15 protein-coding genes are annotated in these 18,783 nt (G+C 48.0%); 7 read left to right on the forward strand and 8 right to left on the reverse strand.

From position 1 onward, the window contains the following. Positions 1-376 precede the first annotated feature (376 nt). From ACOJUN_RS21455 to mukB, 3 genes are read left to right on the forward strand one after another with little or no spacing between them, the layout of a single operon-like run. The gene (locus tag ACOJUN_RS21455) at positions 377-1,729 is read left to right on the forward strand and encodes a hypothetical protein (RefSeq protein WP_422133910.1); all 1,353 of its coding nucleotides are present in this window, start codon (positions 377-379) and stop codon (positions 1,727-1,729) included. Next, on the forward strand, positions 1,719-2,471 hold the full coding sequence (locus ACOJUN_RS21460; RefSeq protein ID WP_422133911.1) for a chromosome partition protein MukE: 753 nt from the start codon (positions 1,719-1,721) through the stop codon (positions 2,469-2,471). The genes ACOJUN_RS21455 and ACOJUN_RS21460 overlap by 11 nt, the downstream gene beginning before the upstream one ends. Further along, a complete protein-coding gene (mukB, locus tag ACOJUN_RS21465) occupies positions 2,468-6,871 on the forward strand; it encodes a chromosome partition protein MukB (RefSeq protein ID WP_422133912.1) in 4,404 nt (1,467 codons plus the stop codon). The genes ACOJUN_RS21460 and mukB overlap by 4 nt, the downstream gene beginning before the upstream one ends. A gap of 49 nt (positions 6,872-6,920) precedes the next feature. Here mukB and ACOJUN_RS21470 read toward each other — a convergent pair whose 3' ends face one another. From ACOJUN_RS21470 to hppD, 4 genes are all read right to left on the reverse strand, one after another. Continuing rightward, positions 6,921-7,778: a DUF4892 domain-containing protein gene (locus tag ACOJUN_RS21470; RefSeq protein ID WP_422133913.1), complete on the reverse strand. Its 858-nt coding sequence runs from the start codon at positions 7,776-7,778 to the stop codon at positions 6,921-6,923. Between the two features lie 76 nt (positions 7,779-7,854). Further along, the gene (locus ACOJUN_RS21475; protein WP_422133914.1) at positions 7,855-8,703 is read right to left on the reverse strand and encodes an alpha/beta fold hydrolase; all 849 of its coding nucleotides are present in this window, start codon (positions 8,701-8,703) and stop codon (positions 7,855-7,857) included. A 199-nt stretch (positions 8,704-8,902) separates the two neighbouring features. Beyond that, entirely contained in the window at positions 8,903-9,820 is a 918-nt protein-coding gene (gene phhA, locus ACOJUN_RS21480) for a phenylalanine 4-monooxygenase (RefSeq protein WP_422133915.1), read from the reverse strand. Next, entirely contained in the window at positions 9,798-10,886 is a 1,089-nt protein-coding gene (hppD, locus tag ACOJUN_RS21485; protein WP_422133916.1) for a 4-hydroxyphenylpyruvate dioxygenase, read from the reverse strand. The genes phhA and hppD overlap by 23 nt, the downstream gene beginning before the upstream one ends. A 306-nt stretch (positions 10,887-11,192) precedes the next feature. Between hppD and ACOJUN_RS21490 the strand changes: the two genes are divergently transcribed. Beyond that, the gene (locus tag ACOJUN_RS21490; RefSeq protein ID WP_422133917.1) at positions 11,193-11,660 is read left to right on the forward strand and encodes an Lrp/AsnC family transcriptional regulator; all 468 of its coding nucleotides are present in this window, start codon (positions 11,193-11,195) and stop codon (positions 11,658-11,660) included. 7 nt (positions 11,661-11,667) lie between these two features. On the opposite strand, the gene ACOJUN_RS21495 is transcribed toward ACOJUN_RS21490, so the two are convergent. From ACOJUN_RS21495 to ACOJUN_RS21505, 3 genes are all read right to left on the reverse strand, one after another. Continuing rightward, positions 11,668-13,149 carry a hypothetical protein gene (locus ACOJUN_RS21495; protein ID WP_422133918.1) on the reverse strand — a complete coding sequence of 494 codons (1,482 nt, stop codon included), beginning with the start codon at positions 13,147-13,149 and terminating at the stop codon, positions 11,668-11,670. Positions 13,150-13,655: 506 nt separating this feature from the next. Then, positions 13,656-13,835: a type II toxin-antitoxin system RelE/ParE family toxin gene (locus tag ACOJUN_RS21500; protein ID WP_422137111.1), complete on the reverse strand. Its 180-nt coding sequence runs from the start codon at positions 13,833-13,835 to the stop codon at positions 13,656-13,658. Positions 13,836-13,931: 96 nt separating this feature from the next. Next, positions 13,932-14,222 (reverse strand): type II toxin-antitoxin system RelB/DinJ family antitoxin, encoded by a 291-nt coding sequence (locus ACOJUN_RS21505; RefSeq protein ID WP_422133919.1) that lies wholly within the window; start codon positions 14,220-14,222, stop codon positions 13,932-13,934. 188 nt (positions 14,223-14,410) lie between these two features. Here ACOJUN_RS21505 and ACOJUN_RS21510 point away from each other — a divergent pair, with 188 nt between their 5' ends. Further along, a complete protein-coding gene (locus ACOJUN_RS21510) occupies positions 14,411-15,094 on the forward strand; it encodes a hypothetical protein (protein WP_422133920.1) in 684 nt (227 codons plus the stop codon). Here ACOJUN_RS21510 and ACOJUN_RS21515 read toward each other — a convergent pair. Further along, positions 15,062-15,229 carry a type II toxin-antitoxin system RelE/ParE family toxin gene (locus ACOJUN_RS21515; protein ID WP_422133921.1) on the reverse strand — a complete coding sequence of 56 codons (168 nt, stop codon included), beginning with the start codon at positions 15,227-15,229 and terminating at the stop codon, positions 15,062-15,064. The genes ACOJUN_RS21510 and ACOJUN_RS21515 overlap by 33 nt on opposite strands. Before the next feature lie 237 nt (positions 15,230-15,466). Here ACOJUN_RS21515 and ACOJUN_RS21520 point away from each other — a divergent pair, with 237 nt between their 5' ends. Continuing rightward, on the forward strand, positions 15,467-16,024 hold the full coding sequence (locus ACOJUN_RS21520) for a hypothetical protein (RefSeq protein ID WP_422133922.1): 558 nt from the start codon (positions 15,467-15,469) through the stop codon (positions 16,022-16,024). A 168-nt stretch (positions 16,025-16,192) separates the two neighbouring features. Further along, a complete protein-coding gene (locus tag ACOJUN_RS21525) occupies positions 16,193-18,379 on the forward strand; it encodes a hypothetical protein (RefSeq protein WP_422133923.1) in 2,187 nt (728 codons plus the stop codon). Positions 18,380-18,783 lie beyond the last annotated feature (404 nt).

Consider the following 18,783-nt stretch of genomic DNA (forward strand, 5'->3'; position numbering starts at 1 on the left):
CAGGTTACTGACAGAGAGCAAGGGCAGCCCTGAAAAGCCGGGCCACCCTCTTAAAAAGCTCTGCTACCAAGCAGATAACCGGTCGTGACAAAGCGCCGTAAAACCCGGGGCTTACTTTAAGTACCTAACCAGTTACTTAGTCAAATTGTTCAGCATTCCCTATTGTCAGTTGCCCGTATTTCAGTGCCCGTTTTCCTGACTAACTACCTCTGTTTGCACAGTATTATTTACTGCATTTCTTACTGCTTATCAATTCTACTTTACGAGACTCGTTTGGTTTTCCATAATCGTGCCTTGACTCTATCAATGCCATCTCAATCACAGATTCAGCGTGGCATAACATTTATTTTCACATTAAGCAGCCAGGGAGTGCGGATTGACGGCATCTCGTGATATTCCTTCACTGATCAGCAACATTTTAACCAGCGGTCAAAAACTTAACCTGCAACCCGCAGAGCTAGCATTTCTTGCTACCCTGAGATACTGGAGAGATCAGGAATCTCAGCCAGAGTTCAGCGAAGCAGAGCTTCATATCGTCTATGAACAGGTTGATAAACACCTTATAGACAGTGATTCCGTCACATCTGAACGACGCTGCAATGAAACTATTCGTCGAATGATGGATCAAAACCTGCTGATCTGTCTGGAGGGTATCGGTGAAAAACAGCACGCTTACCTGCTTCCTCCCGTTTCAGAACAAATCGTTGAATCCATCTGCACAGGCTTTGACGCCTCCCATACCGCATTGAGCACACTGTTTATGACAGTCGCCAGCCACCTGCGGGAGATCAGGGATGCTGCTATCAATGATGGTAACGATCAGTACTGGCGTCTTCAAATCGAAGCACCCTTGGATGTCACTGTACAGCAACTCGTCACCGCGATTGATCATAGACAGAGACAACTGGACCAGGAAGCCATAGAAACACGGTCTGACGTCGTCGCCTTGCTGAAGCAAGACTGGCAAAATGCCATGACACAGTGTGAACACCTTCTGAATGATACCCAGGACCGATTACAGGATCTTCAACAACTGTTGCTGGCCTCCTGTCATGACCTGAGACAACTTCTGGAAGCCATTTCCCAGGCCTGCGAAACAGCGAATAGACATCTTGCAGCCCACTCGGTGTTCAGACTCGAGCAACACCTTGATCGCATTGAGCACTGGAGCGGAGAAAGACTGGCACACTGGGAAAGTTTCCATCAACGCGCCCATCAATATATCCGCCAGTTTATCAACATGGATGAACGCAAAGCCCTGATGGAAAGAACGCTGGACGCCATTCAACAGTATGATCAGAACCCCTGGTATCTCAATCTTTGCAGCGACGCTCCTTTACTTCGACTGAGAGAAATTGATGCGCCCCAGCCTGAAACCACTCAGTCCCGGGTCATCATGGATGAAGAGAGCATGACCGACATGGACGATCTTGAAAGCCGTAAAACAGCGATCGCTCAATGGCTAAAAACACGGGTTTCTGACAAAGGCTATCTTCCCTCCTATGAGGAAGCCTTAAGCGAACTTGCCAACACCCTACCCATGACCGATTTTTTGCAATCTGCGGGCTGGCTGTTCGAAGCCATGACCAGACTGGGCCATTTCCGTAATGCTCAGGATATTCCTGAAAGTTTCTGGCACCAAATCATGCCCAACCTCGAAGCCGAACACCTGCAATTAGAGCTAACAAAACCCATCACATCAGAGAGAGAATCTTCGCTTGAATGCTAACAACCCCTACCAGACTCTGGCCGATGTCATAAACGACGATCTCTTTCCCGAGCTGGACAGCCGACTGCGCCGGGGTGAGCATATTGATGCCAGACATACCCATCTCTATAGCATGTTACAGGCAGGCGAAACCTGGCTTGACGGGCATTACCAGCGTTATGGTATAGATCTGATTTGTGCTCAGGAAGACTATTATTACCTGCAGCCAAAACTGGGCAACAAAAATCTGATTCGCTCTAAAAAGCTCGACGAACTCAGCATGGTTCTGGGCCAGCTTTTGGCCTTGTATCACCTTGACCCGGAACAGCTCGAAGGCGGCGGCTGGATTCACGCGGATTCTTTGTTTGAACGTTTACGGATGCTTGTAGACGACAAGCGGCTGGCACGATTGCTGGACAGAAAGAAAATCGATACCCAGCTGGATCGTGAAAAAGCTATGGAAACCCTCAAGAGGTCACTGCGGCAACTGGCGAAGCTCGGCATGATCCGCATGGATGGCATAAAAGCAGACAGAGTTCAGACCCAATCCCCCCTGATGCGCTTTATTGAACCTGTAAGAAGCAGCCAAATGACCCGGGAAAGTCTGGAAAAGCTGGTGCAATCCGGTTCTATTTCTCTGGAGGCAGACGAAGAAGTGGCAGACGAATCAGTAACGGATGAAACACTAAACAGCGACGAACCGGCAGCAGAAAACAAAGGTTCCGTTGAAGGCAATGAAGAGATTAAGGAAGTCGAAGCATGAGTCAGACACGTACGCAGATTAACAGTCTGACGCTGGTCAACTTTCGAGGGATATTCTTTAAAACTCTCTCATTGCACCAGTGGATGAGCAACCTGATTGGCCATAATGGGGCCGGCAAAACGACCATTATGGGCGCACTGCTGGTTAACCGGGTACCAGACAATCGTCTGGTAAGATTAAGAAACAACTCCGACAGCGGTCAGGATCGCAGCGATAATGGTATCTGGGGACGCATTGACAAAGGCACCTGTTATTCTCTGGTGGATTACACCCTGTACAACGGTGAACGTGTCATCGCCGTCGTCCAGCTAAAGCGCCTTGGAAAGCCCAGAGTCGAGCTGAAAATGTTTGCCATTTCGGGCATAGACCAAGACATATCAGTAAAAGATCTGATGATGAGTCCTGCGGGTGAGAATCGTTACGATGCCCTGGAAGGAAACGCCCTTTCAAATCAGATTGCCATTCAGGGCGGAACACTGAAACGCTTCAAATCTCTCGGCCAGTTTATGGACTGGCAATTTCAGTGCCGGATCATTCCCCGCAGAATGGAAAACATCAGAGACCGCCAGCGTTATTATCGAATGTTGGAAACCAGCCTGTATGGTGGCCTTTCTTCTGAAATGCAAAAAGGGCTCCGGGACTACCTGCTAACATCGGAAGAAAATGTTAAAAAGTCGGTCGGTTCCATGCAGAATGCTTTGCAGGAAACTCGCAAAACACGGGACAGTATTCACCATACCCGTGAAAAACGGGAGCTGATTAAAGAGTTACTGGATTCAAGCTACAAACTGGGCGAAAACATCATAGCATTGGCACAGAGACTTCAGGTCCAACTTGAGCAGTCGCTGATTGATTGCCAGAACCAGACTGAGCGCACTGAGTCAGATATCACAGCTCAACGACAGCAAATCAGCGCAATTGAGCTTGAAATAGAGCAACTGGAAAGTACCAGGGAACAGCTCCAGACTCATGAAACCATGGCCCGTACTCAAAAGGAACAGGCCGAAACACTGGACCGAATCCACACTGAGTCCAGGCTGCTGAAACAAGAAAATGACAATATTCATGAACGCCTGCAACAACAGAACGAACAACTTGAAATACTGGAAGCTCAAAAACAGCAACAAAACCAGCAACTGGAACAAATAGAAGAGGACGTTCGATCACTCGTTAAACAGCTGGCTGACGCTGAAGATGCTTATTCTGAAGAAGCCCGTAAAGCCGGACTCTATAATCAGGCTTTAGCCAGCCTTGAAGAGTGTCGCAGCCATCTGTCGGATGCGACCCTGAGTGAAAAAAACCTCAGTCAGATTCTTCAGCAGACGATTGCGCAGCGCAGCGAACTCTCAGCAGAGTATCATGTTAAACGGCCCCTGCTGGAGCAGATGGAAAATATCAGACATCACTTTGATCAGTGTCTACCGATCCTGTCTCTCCTTGAAAACAGTGAAGTGTCTACCGCCAATGTCGGCCAGTTATCAGACAAGTGGATTCAGGTAAAGCGCTCAAAAGAGCATGATACACGTCAAATAAAGGTTATAAAGGACAGGCTGGAATTAACACAACGCAAACTGGCAGAACAACAACGACTTAAAGAAGGCATCGCCAGACTACCCTCCCCCTTCAACCATGCCATAAAAAACCATGCACAATGGCTGACTCACCTGAAGCAGGGAGAGACGGACAAAGCCCTGATCAGTGAACAACTGAGTACACTTTCCGATGCCATTCAGGACCTGAAAGTGAAGCAGCAGCAGCTGGAACAACAGCGTTTACAAAAGCAAAAAGATCATACCCAATGGCTGGAATATGAAAGTCTCAAACAACAGCTGTTTGAGCTAAACGACGATATTCAATTAGAACAGCCGGAGGAGCTGAGTACTCTTCGCTATACATTGACCGAACAGCAGAATATCTGCCATCGTCAGGACCTTGGGCTTGAGACCGAACTGAGCACCCTGAGACTCAGGTTGAAAGGGCTTGAAATCTGCGATTCAAAAGAGCAGATCCAGCTGCAAAGACTGGCGGAATTGACAAAGGGTCAGCTGGTAAGCCAGTTCTTTGATGAAGATGAGATTTCACTGGCAGAAGCCGCCTGGCTGGAAGCCAAAATGGGTCCCTTACGCAATGCGCTACTGGTAAAGGATGTTGAGAAGGCAGCGGCACTGATCAGACAGGAAACTGATCGCCCTGACGATGTCTGGTTGCTTGAGGGTGATTCGAGCACCAGCTTTTCTGAAGACCTCTTCATTGAATCACCGTTACATCAGGATGAAGACGGCAGTGTACTGGTGAATCTTTCAAAGAACATTTCCCGTCTCAGCAAGGAACCTGAATTTCCTACTCTCGGTAAACTGGCCCGCGAGAAAGAGAGAGCAAGACTCATTGAACGGGAAGAAAACATTCTCGATGAGAGACAAACGCTGGCCGTCAACCGCAGGAAACTTGAAAAACAGTTTACTCTGCTCGACAGGATGGCACCTTTATCGCAGTGGATTGGCCAGGAGGAGCCTGACCTCCAGTCACTGGCCGTAAGCATTGAAGACTGTCAAAACCAGCTCACATCGTCTCAGGCCACCCGGACTCAGAAAGATACAGAGTTAAAAACGCTTAACCATGTTGTCTCTTTTCTGGCCTCTCAACAATCCAATGCCACTGTTCTTGATGAAGTCGATCTTGCCATGACAGTGGAGAGTCTGGAGTCCCGGCAGACTCAGTGCCTCGAAGCCGCCGAATGGATCAAAATACATTCTGAAAATATCAGTCAACTGGAAAGCAGTCGTTTATACCTTGATACCCCTCCGGCTGAAGACATTGAAGTCTTCAAGGCCAGTCTTGATAAACTCGGCAACCAGATAGCCGAGTCAGGTAAGACTATTGATCTGCTCCAGCGCACAGAACAGACCCTGCCAAACCTGCGCTTTAAAAACTCAGTCCATCGTCAGAACGAAACCAGCTCTTTGAGAGAATCCCTGAAACGGGAATGGGAAGAAAAAGACTCCAGAAAACAGGTCCAACAGAGAGAACTCGAACTCCTTAAGGATCAGCTGCAGGCTCTTAACAGTAATATGTCTGCCGATAAGAGCGTACTGCAACACAATGAAGGTCAGCTCCTGCTCAAAGAAAACGAGATCAAAGGCATCCCACTGGATTGGCATGAAACACTGACAGAGCAGATGAAAGCTCGCTTGGACGAGGTCATCCGGCAACTGAAAGACCTTGAGCCAAAACACAATACCCTGTTCAAGTCAGTCACGGAACGTCGCTCAGAGCTGAATAAACTACAGGATCATTTAGAAGCCCTGCAGAAAGACATTCAATCTATTACCCCAAGGTGCGAGACAGCAAAGCAACAGTGGGCAGCGATTGAGGAGCGTGCCAGCCAGTCCGGTTTAATGACTCGGCTGCACTCTCAGCAATTACTCCATGAGAGTAATGAAGCGTTAAAAGAAAATATTTCAACCGCCCGGGCGAGATTGGAACAGGCTCTCAAGTCTGAACCTGAAAATACCCTGCTCAGACGCTTGTCCCAAGCCAGTGCTTCCGACTTGCCCGACCTGTTTGAATGTGTTCTTTATGCCCAGCAACTACTGGCAGAGCGAATGGATAAAACCATTTCCAACTCTGATGACCCCAGACAGGCACTGGAACAACTTGAAGAACATCTGGTTCGACTGGAAGAGCGACTCAAGGACGCAGAAGAGCAGTTCCTTGCTGAATCGGAATACATGGGCCAGAACATTCAACGCAGTATTAACAGACAGCGGAAGCAGATTTTTCAACTTAACTCTGCGTTGTCCAGCGTTCACTTTGGCACCATCCGCTCTATCAAAATCGAAGTGCAGGAGATTGAGAGCTTCAAAAAGGTACTGGATGCCCTGCAAAGCCAGTTCTATGGCGATCTTTTCAAACAGCCTGAAATGACAGTTGAAGATGCCCTTGCGGCAATATTCAAACGGGAAACAGGTGGCACCATTACCGGGGAGAAGCTGCTCGATTATCGCGAGTACATCAAACTTAACATTCTGATTCAACGCGCAGGTAGCAGCCAGTTTGAAGCAGCCAATCCGACCAACCTGTCTACCGGTGAAGCCATAGGCACAGGTTTGGCCGTACTCACCATGGTGCTGCACTCCTGGGAATCCCAGAACCGTGAAGGAAACGGCCATGCAGCCAATCGCCTGCTGTTCCTTGATGAGGCGGCGCGACTGGATGCCCGGGCACTCCAGACTCTGGAAGAACTCTGTGCCAATCAGTCATTGCAATTGCTGGTAGGCGCTCCGGACAATGTTCTTCCAAAGAATGGCGTGACGTACCGTATGGTGCGTCTAATGGAACCTTATGAGCACGTTATTTTTTCAGGAGTCAGAAGCAAGCCTGTTGCTTTGGAAAGTGTTTAATGGCTGACTTCCCGATGGAGGAAGACGCTATGATGGCTATCAAGTTACTCTATTGAAGCAATTGCCAATGCATCATTGCCTCTTGCTGATCTCCAACAATCCATTGAATCCGGAAACGACTGGAGCCAATAGCGTCTTCCCTCAGTCTGGATTGAAGGAGGCTTTTGAATTGTTGCAACCGCCTGCTGAGACTGTCCACCTCAGAGACTCTTTCAGCCGAAGCTGACTCGACCGTAATCAATAAGGCTCTGGTCTGGTTTTCAAAAGCCTTAAGCAGAGACTTGTAGGCTTCTGAACGGGCCAGGGTAGATGAACTGGTCGGCAAGGTGGTCATGACAACCTGGTTATTCCTCACTACTTTTGTTTTGCCTGCAGTGAAGATATCGACCAGGGCGTACTCTCTTTTGTCGCCTCTGCGAACCGTATAGGTCAGATAATAAACGGTCTTGCCATCGACTTGCTTTTCACCCAGAAAATAGGCTTGAGTCTTATCAAGTCCATACAAACGAGCTACATCAAAAACATTATTCGCCCAGAAATTGCTGGCCCCACAGCTGAAACGTTCGCAGCTGTATACAGAGGTGACACCCAGTTTTTCAAACTGATCGGTAAAAAATCGATAGGCTTCGTCACTGCTTTTACCACTGGGCAGCTGGTAGAGTTTTCGATTGAGAGAGCCATCAAGCCACTGCTCTGAATCGGCAGTCACGACACCATTCACCTTTTTCATTGGGCTACTGATAACCGGATAGCTGGTCACCTGCTGTTCGAATTCAAGGTTGAGAGTGGCATTGGGAAACGGGACTATTTCATCAGCAATTAGAGTAGCAGAGGCAATAAGGCCACCTGCCAATGTTAAAGTAAGTGTTCGTCTTAACAAAGAATGAAAAATGGCTATGATTTGCATTTCAATCCCGACCAATGAAGTACCGCTTTTTTATCGGATATAAGTACCTTTCAGGTGCCTGGCCCGCCAGACAGAGTCAAGAACTCATAACAGTGTTCACTATGGTGGCTACAGAATCCGTCTCCCCGTCCATATGAAAGTGGTGGGAGCCTGGCATCGGATAAAACCGGACATTATCAAGACGTTCACGGTATGGCTCAATCAAAGCATCAACATAACCTTCTTTTGCGTAAAGCATGTGTGCATCACAGCTCATCTGTTCTGCAAAGGCCAGCGCCTGATCTTCTGTAAAACGAGTGGGAGAAGGCAACTTCAGACGTGGATCGGTTCGCCAGGTCCAGGCATCACCGTCCTGAAATAACGCTCGCTCCACCAGCAATGCGGAAGAGTCCCGCGATACTGGAAATTGTCCCAGACAACGTACACGAATAGCATGCTCCAAAGAGCGGTAACGATTTACTGGCTTGCCTTTTCGAAAGGATTTTCGTTCCTGAATGTAGGCCGCCAGGGCACTGGGAGTATCTTCAGGTTTTCTGGGCATGGGAAAAAGCCCATCCAGCAAAATCGCTTTCTCAATCCGATCCCCCAGAATGGCTGAAGCCATCACCGAAACAATGGCTCCCATTGAGTGCCCGATTAAACTGAAGGATTCCAAATCCAGGCTATCAGCGATTCCAACCAGATCTTCGACGTAGTGCCAGATGGAATAATCCAGTTCATCGGGTCGATGGGAGGAACGCCCATGTCCGGCCTGATCAATAGCAATCAAACGCACATCTTTCAGAAAGGGAGCCAGAGGAGTAAAACTGGCGGCGTTGTCCAGCCAACCATGCAGGGCAATCAGGGGCTTTCCTTGCGGGTCGCCCCATTCCTGACCGGAGAAGTTCATCCGCCCGATACTGATTTCAATGTCTCTAGGCTCCATAGCTCTCTCTTGTCAGCCTCTCTATCTTCCACGACAGTGTGTCATTATTTTCGCCATAAATTATGGTCAGGAGCCTGTCGGTCTCATCACAAAAGTTTTCAGGCAGTTTTATCCATTCACCGAACAGCCCGAGAATGCCGAAAAATTATCAGGATATTAAAGGTAAAGCAACCAGATCCCCGCACCAGCGACAATAGGCTCAGGCACTCTTGGGGGCGAATTTTGAGGTTAATAGTCCCAGCTTCATGGCTTCATGTACTTTTGCCATCAGATCCATTTCTGTCAGACTGTGTAACTCTGAAAGGGACTGGATAATAAAGTAGACCGGCTGAAGAATATCGATCCGGTAGGGAGTTCTCAAAGCCGTCATCAAATCAAAGGACAGACGCTCAGGATCCTCACTTTCGATAGCGTAGACCGTTTCCCTGAAGCTGGAGAGAATACCTCCTCCATATATTCTCAACCCTTCATCTGTCATGACCAGGCCAAACTCCACGGTCAACCAGTACAGCCTTGCCAGATAAACTCTTTCTTCTTTGCTTGCTCTGAGTCCCAACTGACCATAGGTTTCAGTAAATTTCGCAAAATCGGGGTTCGTCAATAAAGGACAGTGTCCAAATATTTCATGGAAGATATCCGGTTCCTCAAGATAATCCAGCTCTTCACGGGTGCGAATAAAAGTAGCCACCGGAAAACGACGATTGGCCAATAATTCAAAGAAACGGTCAAAGGAGATAAGAGCTGGAACTCTGGCCACCGACCAACCGGTGCATTCAAGCAGCTTCTCACAGATGTCATTGAGCTGAGGGATTTGCTCAGCAGAAAGACCAAGAATCCCCAGCCCCCTGATATACTCGGGACAGGCTCTCTTTTCGACCGCCCTGATCTGACGTTCATAGAGTATTCGCCAGGTTTCATGCTCTTCGGCGGGATACTCAATAAAACCCTTTTCATCAGGCTTTCGGGCTGTATACTGTGTGGGCTTCTTCAATCTGAAATTCCTTTTGCTGTGAAAAAAGCAATCGCCATAGCCATTTTCACAGCCTGGAGGCTGTCCGAAAACAGACAGCCTGATCTGAGAGATGCAAGAAAAGTCATTCTTCCTGCAAAACACCACGACGAATCTGATCCCTCTCCATGCTTTCGAACAGAGCCTTAAAGTTACCCTCTCCGAAGCCTTCGTCGCCCTTACGCTGGATGATCTCAAAAAAGATCGGTCCGATGGCGGTTTCGGTAAAGATTTGTAGCAGCAAACCGCCGTCTGAAGTGGGAGCACCATCCATCAGAATAGCTCTGGTTTTCAGGTCTTCAACCACTTCCCCGTGCCATGGCAGACGCTCACCCAGCATTTCGTAGTAAGTATCCGGTGGCGGCGACATAAACTTAACCCCCAAACCCCTCATTCTGTCTACCGCTTCATAAATATTTCCGGCTGTCAGGGCAATATGTTGAATACCCTCGCCCTTGTATTGCTCAAGATATTCTTCTATCTGGCTTTTATCATCAGAAGATTCATTGATGGGAATTCTGACCTTGCCGCAGGGGCTGGTCATGGCCCTGGACTTGAGCCCCGTCAGCTTGCCCTCAATATCAAAGTAGCGAATCTCGCGGAAATTAAAAAGCCTTTCATAAAAACCAGCCCAGTGATCCATGTTGCCACGTGCCACGTTGTGGGTCAGATGATCCAGTATTTCCAGACCGACTTCAGGTTTTTCTGTCTGATCCTGAACAAACTCAAAATCGCTGTCATAAATGGTGCCTGCCGACCCATAACGCTCAACCAGGTAAAGCAAAGCGCCGCCAACACCAACAATGCAGGGGATTTCACGACCATCGACCGAATATTCAGATTCGCCCTGCTCTGCACCCAGACTCAGGGCTCGCTCCAGTGCATACTCAGCGTCTGCCACACGGATACCAAAAGAACAGGCACAGGGGCCATGTTTTTCATAGAAACGACGGCCAAAACTGCTGGCATCACCATTTACCAGAAGTTGAATGTCGCCTTGTTTGTAAAGAGCAACATCCCTGGTTTTATGATGCGCAGAGGCATGAAAACCGAGGCTTGCGAAGAACTCATGGAGCGCAGCGGGCTCTGCAGAGGCAAACTCTACGAATTCAAAGCCATCAGTCCCCATGGGATTAATATCAGAAACCTTTGCAGAATGGCCAATGCCTTTCATAAATTACCCTCATTTTATGGACGAATTCGGGCTAACTTTCCCTTTAAAGTCCGCTATTCTATCTATCGGCCAACCTTGGCAAATCAGACGCCTATTAGCTTCTTGTTAGTTCAGCTCAAGATTGCCAATAATCTGAAAGGTGTCAGGGAGAAGAACTCACCAACCATAACCAAGCGGTATCGGCCATTGAAAGTGCTGCATTTCCATAGTAAATACAGTATAAAAGGGTGGTCATGCAAAATGGTTGCGACATAAAAAGCAATAAAACAACATCATGCAATTTGATTGCATATCAGGGCCTTGTTCATGATGACTGAATCTCTGGATAAGTACGACGTAAGTCTTCTGGATAGTCTGCAGAAGGAAGATGGAGTCTCTCTGGCAGACTTGGCTAACAAGGTAAACCTGTCCAGCTCCCAATGCTCCAGACGCATTAGCCGCCTGAAAAAGCTGGGCTACATCAGGAAGCAGGTGGCACAACTAAACCCCGAAGCCCTGGGTCTGGATGTCTCGGCTTTTGTCACTGTGACACTGGAAACCCATGGCAAGCACTCTGCTGAAAGTTTTCAGACCTCCATCTTACCTATGGATCAGATACTGGAGTGCCACTCGATAACCGGCGATGGAGACTATCTGTTAAAAGTCATGGCAGCCAACAGTCAGGCTCTGAATGAATTTATCATGAAAGAGCTTCTGACCCTGCCCGGCGTCAGTCATGTCAAGACAGCCCTGGCCCTGGCCTCGGTTAAATCCACTACGGCGCTGCCTTTGTGAAACAAATTTACTGACGCACTGCTCTCCAGACCTCCACCAGAGTTTGCGGAACCAGCCCAAGCTCCTTGCTGTTTCCACGCCCTAACCATTTGTCCATGTGTGTGAAGACATAATAATGACCGGCCAAGCCCCAATAGGCTTCTTGAAGCTCAGTCTTGGCATTCATCATTAACGATAACAGCTTCATTAAATCATCGCGCTCATCACCAATAGCATGGTTGTGATGCCCGATTTCAAGAATATCGAAATAAGTGGAGTCACTGATGTTAACAGACTTCCCCTCAAAAAAAGGCTTATATTTGAACAGCCCCCTCAATAAGAATGCCAGGTCTTTATTCCAGTCCGTTGTCCTCGATAACCGATCCATGGCTTCTAAATAGTGCGCCAGGAAAAAAGCATTCCCGGGAGATGATGGAGAACCCGTTTGTAATTCCTGTCCCAGTTGCGTCAATGAATTATAGAGTTCATAGCTGTGCTGCTTAATGTCATTGGACAGTGTCGATAACAGTATGATGTAGCTCATACCGTGCCAGGCAGACATAGCCGGGCCCGCATAACAGTCGTCAGCTGTCAGAGACGGCTCGCTGAGTTTTGGGTGGTAAAGTGTCACCGGGTGCAGGCCATTTTTGCGAAGCTTATAGAGCGCTTTTATATCAGGCGCGCCGAGAAAAAGAACAGGTTTTTCCGGTGATTGTCCGAAGGTCTCATGATAGAAATGTAATCGATTATGCTCGGCAATATCAGCCCAGACTTTTGCCATGATGGGTATCTGCACCAGGTTTTTTTCTCGATCATAGATAAACGGCTCAGAATTTATGTCCAAAATTCGAAGCCAGGTTAAAACCGCTGCCGCTTTTTCAGAAGCCGCATGAGGGCAACGGTCAACACGCGTTGCTGATTTGAGGAAAGCTTTCCGATAGCGCTCATCAAGGTTAACCTGGACACCCTGAAAAGAGCCATCACTAACAGAATCAAGCTTGCTTATTGATGCAGAACCAAACTGAGCAGCTGGAAGCAACTGGGTGATCCAGGCATTCAAAAGGTTGTCAGTGGTGAGTTGACCGGCAAGGTGAATATGAATGTAGACCAGAAGGTCGAACATTTTTTCCAGCACTGCGTCATCATTTTTGACTTCAGAATTTTCAGTGCCAGAGGCCGGTAATATAAAGTCATTATTGCTGATTTTCTCAACCAGCTGTTCCGCTTCCACGTTTAAAGATTCATCATCAATGATGTCATCACGAAAAACCTTCCAGTCCGAGGCAGGAACATGACAGAACAGGAAATATCTTTGATTATGCTTCAGCCGACTGAGAAAGTCCGGCTCCTGATTGAGACAGCTTGCAGGTTCAACCACCTCATCAGATAAGATCTCCAGACTCAGGCCTGACAGAGGCAGTATCAGTGCCGTTAAAGTAAGAATACATCCGGACAGGAGATGATTTTTTTCACATCGCCACGATGGTCTTGTCATCACATTTACTGACATGGATTGCTCCTCTATACCTTAGGCATTTCATAGAATGTAGTGCATTAGCAAAAATGCTGGGACACATAGGGCCTGAAAATATGGGAAACAGAGTTTTGTGATACCTCAAATGGGCAGGGATATAGATTGAGGACTAACACCCTCACCGTAACCTTCAGAAGAAACCATTCTTACCGGAGGTGAAGGCGGTTACAGCTTTGACGACAACTAGCAGCAAAAAAACGGCTGCCCTGGATTCTTTTCCAGACCTGACACTAGAGCCTGATGGCACTTCCCGCCCTGAGACTGCCTGAAGGACTGAGGGATTTTATTCCCGGAACCCGGCTTTATTTCGACTTGTTAGAACAGCTTGGGTATAGCGAAGAGATCAATATCATCCTGCGCACTGATGGCCATAAACCCATCATTCAATCAGCTTGGCAATGGACACCTTCGACAACGCCATATCGATCTCGCTGTCAGAGGTCTGGAGCCGGAACGAAAACGTACGCTAACGGTCATAACCCCTATTTCGACAGTGGCCATTGCTGTGCGGCATGCAAAATGCGAAGTATCCGAATGGTGGTTTCACTTACCTTGTACACAATAATGTAATTTCCCCAAGCCACTAACTCCCTTGTACCTACAACCCGGCCTACCCTGCCAATTTTGGGAAAATCCATAAGCTTTTCAGCTTTGGCCTGAATGTCGTCCTTGAGTCGAGGGGCCGTCTCTAAGTTATCATCGGAGTGTAATCAACAATGGTCAAAAGGTCGTTACGAGCAAGGCCCAACCGCTCCAATTTATGCACGTTGTTTTTTCCTTTCGATCAAGGCTTGGGCTTCATCCATAACCTGGTTATGGGATAAAACATCTTCAGAGTTCAAGGCTTCCTTAACCCGCTCCCGGAACCAGGCATCATGCGCTTCAGGGTCACTGGTAAGGCCGACGGGCAGGCCACCTTCTTTGGTTATCCGGGTCAGCAGGATCCGAACCGCATCAGACAGGGTTAAGCCGAAGTTGGCCAGCTTTTCGGTCGCTTCTGTTTTTAAAGCAGAATCTACACGGACGTGCAACATTGATGTATGAGCCATAACAAATATCCTTTTTAAGTGATGTTTATTTAGTATGTCTCTCAATTGTGAGACAGCCAAGTATTGGGAGCTTCACTATTCCTTTTCTCCTTCGGGCCACGTATTTTACGACTCGTTCCCACGCTCTGAGGGTGTCACAAAACTCTCTCCTGAGGGTGTCACAAAACTCTCTCCAGCATGGGAACGAGTTGACTCTCGTCATTCCCGACTTCATTCTCGTCATTCCCAACTTCATTCTCGTCATTCCCAACTTCATTCTCGTCATTCCCAACTTCATTCTCGTCATTCCCGCGAAGGCGGGAATCCACACTGACTCACCACCAGAACCATACTGCCCGGTGCCCCCCTGGCCTTGTCATCCCCGAGAAGGCAGAGATCCACCGTTGGCGCTGGATTCCCGCCTTCGCGGGAATGACGACCTCAGAGCACGGGGACGAGCTGTTGGAGTTTTGCGACACCCTCTTTATCTGTGGGAGGATGTCAACGGGTGTTCCAGTACCAGATCATTGACTTGCAGACCTTACCAGAAAAGAAGCCCATTAAAGCATCTGCCGTCAATCTGGCTAAGGGTTGGCGAAGCCGGGCAAATCAAACAATCCTCAACTCCAGCTTTCTCCCCATCACCTGAGGGGCATTCGCCAGTGTTTTCAGATTCAGGCTGGTGCTGTTGGGATCAAGAAGCCGATCCAGTTGTGAACGGCTGGTACCCAGGCGGCGGGCAAAGGTTGATTTGTTGGCCTTCTCTTTTTCCAGGTACTCGCTTTATGGCCTCTGCCTGGCATTCGGGCAGCAAGCCCTCTTCTTCCAGGAAGTCGTCGAAACTGCTGCCAATATGGGGATTACTCATCACTACCTCCTTTCTGTTCCCTTAGCACGTCATCACGGCGCGTTTTTGCCAGCTTAAGATCGTTTGCCGGGGTTTTATCCGACTTTTTGATAAAGCCGTGCAGTAACAGCATGTTAGCACCGGCTACTGTATAGAGCACTCTGGCAATGGCGGTTTCCACCAGTGTGTACAGAATCGCACTGCTGTGACATGAGAAAATTGTACCCGGAATATACTGCGCTTTGTGGACATTGCACTTTTAGAAGAAATGGTCGCAATACCTTGATGGAGATGACAAATGGAACTATAAATTTGGCAGTTTTTTCCGCTTTATTCAGGCTCTTTTCCGCTTAACAATTGGGACATGACAAATAGCCTGTGTCTCTCTTGATGATTTCAACCCGTCCGGAGAACGGTTATGCAAGAGTACGAAGAAATGATGGGAGAGCTGATCGAGCTTGGCATCAATGCCAACCCCGTAGCACCTTTTTCCTGCTGCATCCTGGACCCCTGCGGCCAGATTCTGGTGACTGCCGCTTATGCCCGGCATATCAGTCCCCTGTTCAGCGCTGAAGGTCTGGCCCTTCATGCATTGGCACAGAACTATCATGTCCGCCGGGATCAGGAGCTGATTCTGCTGACCAATACCGAGCCGGACTGCGCAGCCATGTCGACGATTCTCTGGTGCAATATGCACGATATCAACATTGCCAGAATCGCCTACGGCGCTTCAAGAATCAGCCTCAAAGAACTCTGGGATTGCTCTTTCGGATTCGAAGCCGTCGAAATTCTCGACCGGGCAGGAAAAGACAACAAATACCGGCCTGAGTTGATTGGCCCAATTCTCGAAGATGACTGCCTTGAAGCCTTTAAAGATGCCAGGGCCTTGTCTGATCAGGGTGATCGCCCGGTATTATCACTGGATCTGGACGACTTTTGGATACCAGGTGACTGGATGCTCGAGCTGGAAAACTAATTCTCAATCGGTGTACCAATTCCGACCGGAGAGGGAGCGTCCCCCAATAATTGACAAGGGTTTGGCGCACACGAAACTGGCTTAACAACTCATGTTTCTCTGGCTTTTTATGATAGGTTAAAGTTTACACAGCCCCCCATCAGCCTCTTCATGGAAGATTAAGCCGGTATGCGGATACCCAGTTTTGTCAGCTCAGTCTATCGCTCTCTGCACAGTGGACTTGGCCGTCTCTCCGGTTTCTGGCTGGGTCATAAGGTCAGGAGTCTGCCCACACAAAATACGCTCCCGACAGTTCAGCCCTTTTCTGCAAAAACCCTGGCACACTGGCAAGTGACTGCCAGAGGTCAGGGAGAGGAACTACTGCAGTTGCGCCACAAAAAGCTCTGGCAGCGTGAACTGAATCAATTTGTAGCGTCTCTGGAACAGCACTATTCGGACTTTTATGCAGACAAAAATCAGCTGCGCAGCAAAGTAGCCTTTGTATTAACAAAGCTTGGAATGGCTTCTGGTCAGGTTAACTCACTGAAGCCTTCAGGATTCTTCGCATCAAAAGTGAATAACAGAAAGCTGTTCCTGCTTGATCGCTATCTCGCCTGTACAGACCCGGTTGAGTTTGGTCGAATCTGGTTAAACGACGGTGGAAAACTTGATCAGGGGTTTGTGTTTCACTGTGTTTATCCTGCCAGAACAGAAGAAGCACCACTTTTTACCAACAATGAGCTCAGCCAGATGGGCTTTATCCATCGGGAAGAAGACAACAGTTACACACTGGTTTCAGTCGATATCACGCTCGACCATATTGAACTGATGGAACGAACCCGCAGGTCCCGACCGGTTAAGGCGCTGGTGTCTGAACAAACAGGCCTGATGACATTACAAAAGCTGGAACACTTCTGTCAGTCCCTGTCGCAACAGGTCGATGAACCTTTGAAGAGTCAGCTTTGTGAACCCTTGGATGAAAACCATTTGATTAACCTGACTCTCCTACCCGGAATTCAGTACTTTGATGGACTAGAGCAGTCCATCAAGCGTTTTGTAAAAGCATTTCAGGCCGGAAAGACCCTGGAGCAGCAACTGCAAGCCGCAGAAACTTCAAATCCCATTCAGCCGGACTTGATAGAGTGCCTTGTGTCGTGGAGTTCAGCCTCCCTGGATGAAAGCACTAAAAAGATGCTGGCAGCAATGTTGTCCGATATTCAACAACAGCAGTTGACTCAGGAGAGACTTAATCATTACATCATGGGACTGCTGATTCAGGCCCCCGAACAAATGAGCATGCAGAGCCAGCTTTTTACCCTTATCGCCCGGCACCTGGCGAATGATCAACCTATCCATGGAATTCAGAACACTCCCTGGCAACAAACATTTCATCAGGATATGACTTTTATTGTACAGAGGGTTGAACGATTCAATAATTCTGATAGAAATTTAAGAAATTTCTACGTTGCAGACATTCCCACATTGCTGGTCCAAGTGGCTTCAGGAACGGAAATTTTTTCCTACGACAAAGGTCTATCACACCTGTTTGCTCTCGTTGAGGAAATACACGATGCCTGTTCAGTACCCAGTGTTTCTTCTGACACCCGCCAAATGATCGGGGAGCCTTCAGAAAAATGGCTGAGCCATATCACAGGCGAATTAACAAAAAGATTACCCGTGGCGTTAAAGTATGGTCTTAACCATGACATGCCTGTTTCCCCGGAATTTCTGGGCATAAAAGAAAACATGACGAAAGAGTGGCAAGTCATTCTGAACAGTATTAACGATTCCGAAGAAATGCTGACCCAATTTGAAAAGGACCGCCCGCGAACAGACTATCAGTTCAAGGTAGCTACCGGCAGCAAAAAGCGAAGAAAGGATCAAACTTTTTCTCGTATCGGACATACGCTGGAAGTCACTCAACTGATGCGTTTTCTTGGCGACATGCGTGCTGCCAGGACTCTGTCAAAACTTTTGACCCAGACTTTTGCTGCTTACCAGACCAAACTTGAGACTTATCGACTGTTTAAGGTGACTCCCTTCCTGCTGAATCCTATGGGCAGGGACGCTGACGATAACCAACAGATAACCGTCACACTACTGGCAGACGGTGACCTTGCCGTTGATTACACAATGATCGCCAGCAAACCACCCTATTCACTGGGAGCAAAAGGTGCCGGGATTATGGGACTGGAAACATATCAAATTTCCGGCAGATCCATTGTTTCCATGAAAGATCTGAAACGGGACATCGTTGCAGCAACAGAACCAGAAGTTACAGTGAAACTGAGCACCAAAAACGGTCAAATAGAATGGTATGTTGATGAAAATACTCAACTGCTTCAGATCCCCTGCCCTCATTTACCGCCAGAATAATAAGCATTTATTAATGGAAATTCAGGTATTTACAATACCTGCTGTGACGCTCTCCGCCTTGTCATGGGAGGTTTCTGACTTCACAGGCTACAGCCAGCCTATAGCGTCTGGACTTATAAAGAAGCCTTCATCAGCAGTAACCGGGTGCCCCTCGGTTTTTTTACGGCAAACGACTGGTGACGTCGGAACCACCGCTTGGTCATAGGCAGGAAATCAGACCGACCGAACTTACCCTGAAAAACCAGAAAAAAGTCAGTAACTGAATATCTGAAACAGGATTAAATGAATATTAAAGTGAGTCTCTTGGAGATAGCAGCCTTTGAGATGTTTTTTCTACAGACTCGTTACGTGACAAAAGACAAAAACGACTCTACCTTAAATGAAATTTCTAATGCATAGGTTGA

This window comes from Endozoicomonas sp. ALD040 (genome assembly GCF_049275945.1).
Lineage (GTDB): Bacteria > Pseudomonadota > Gammaproteobacteria > Pseudomonadales > Endozoicomonadaceae > Endozoicomonas_A.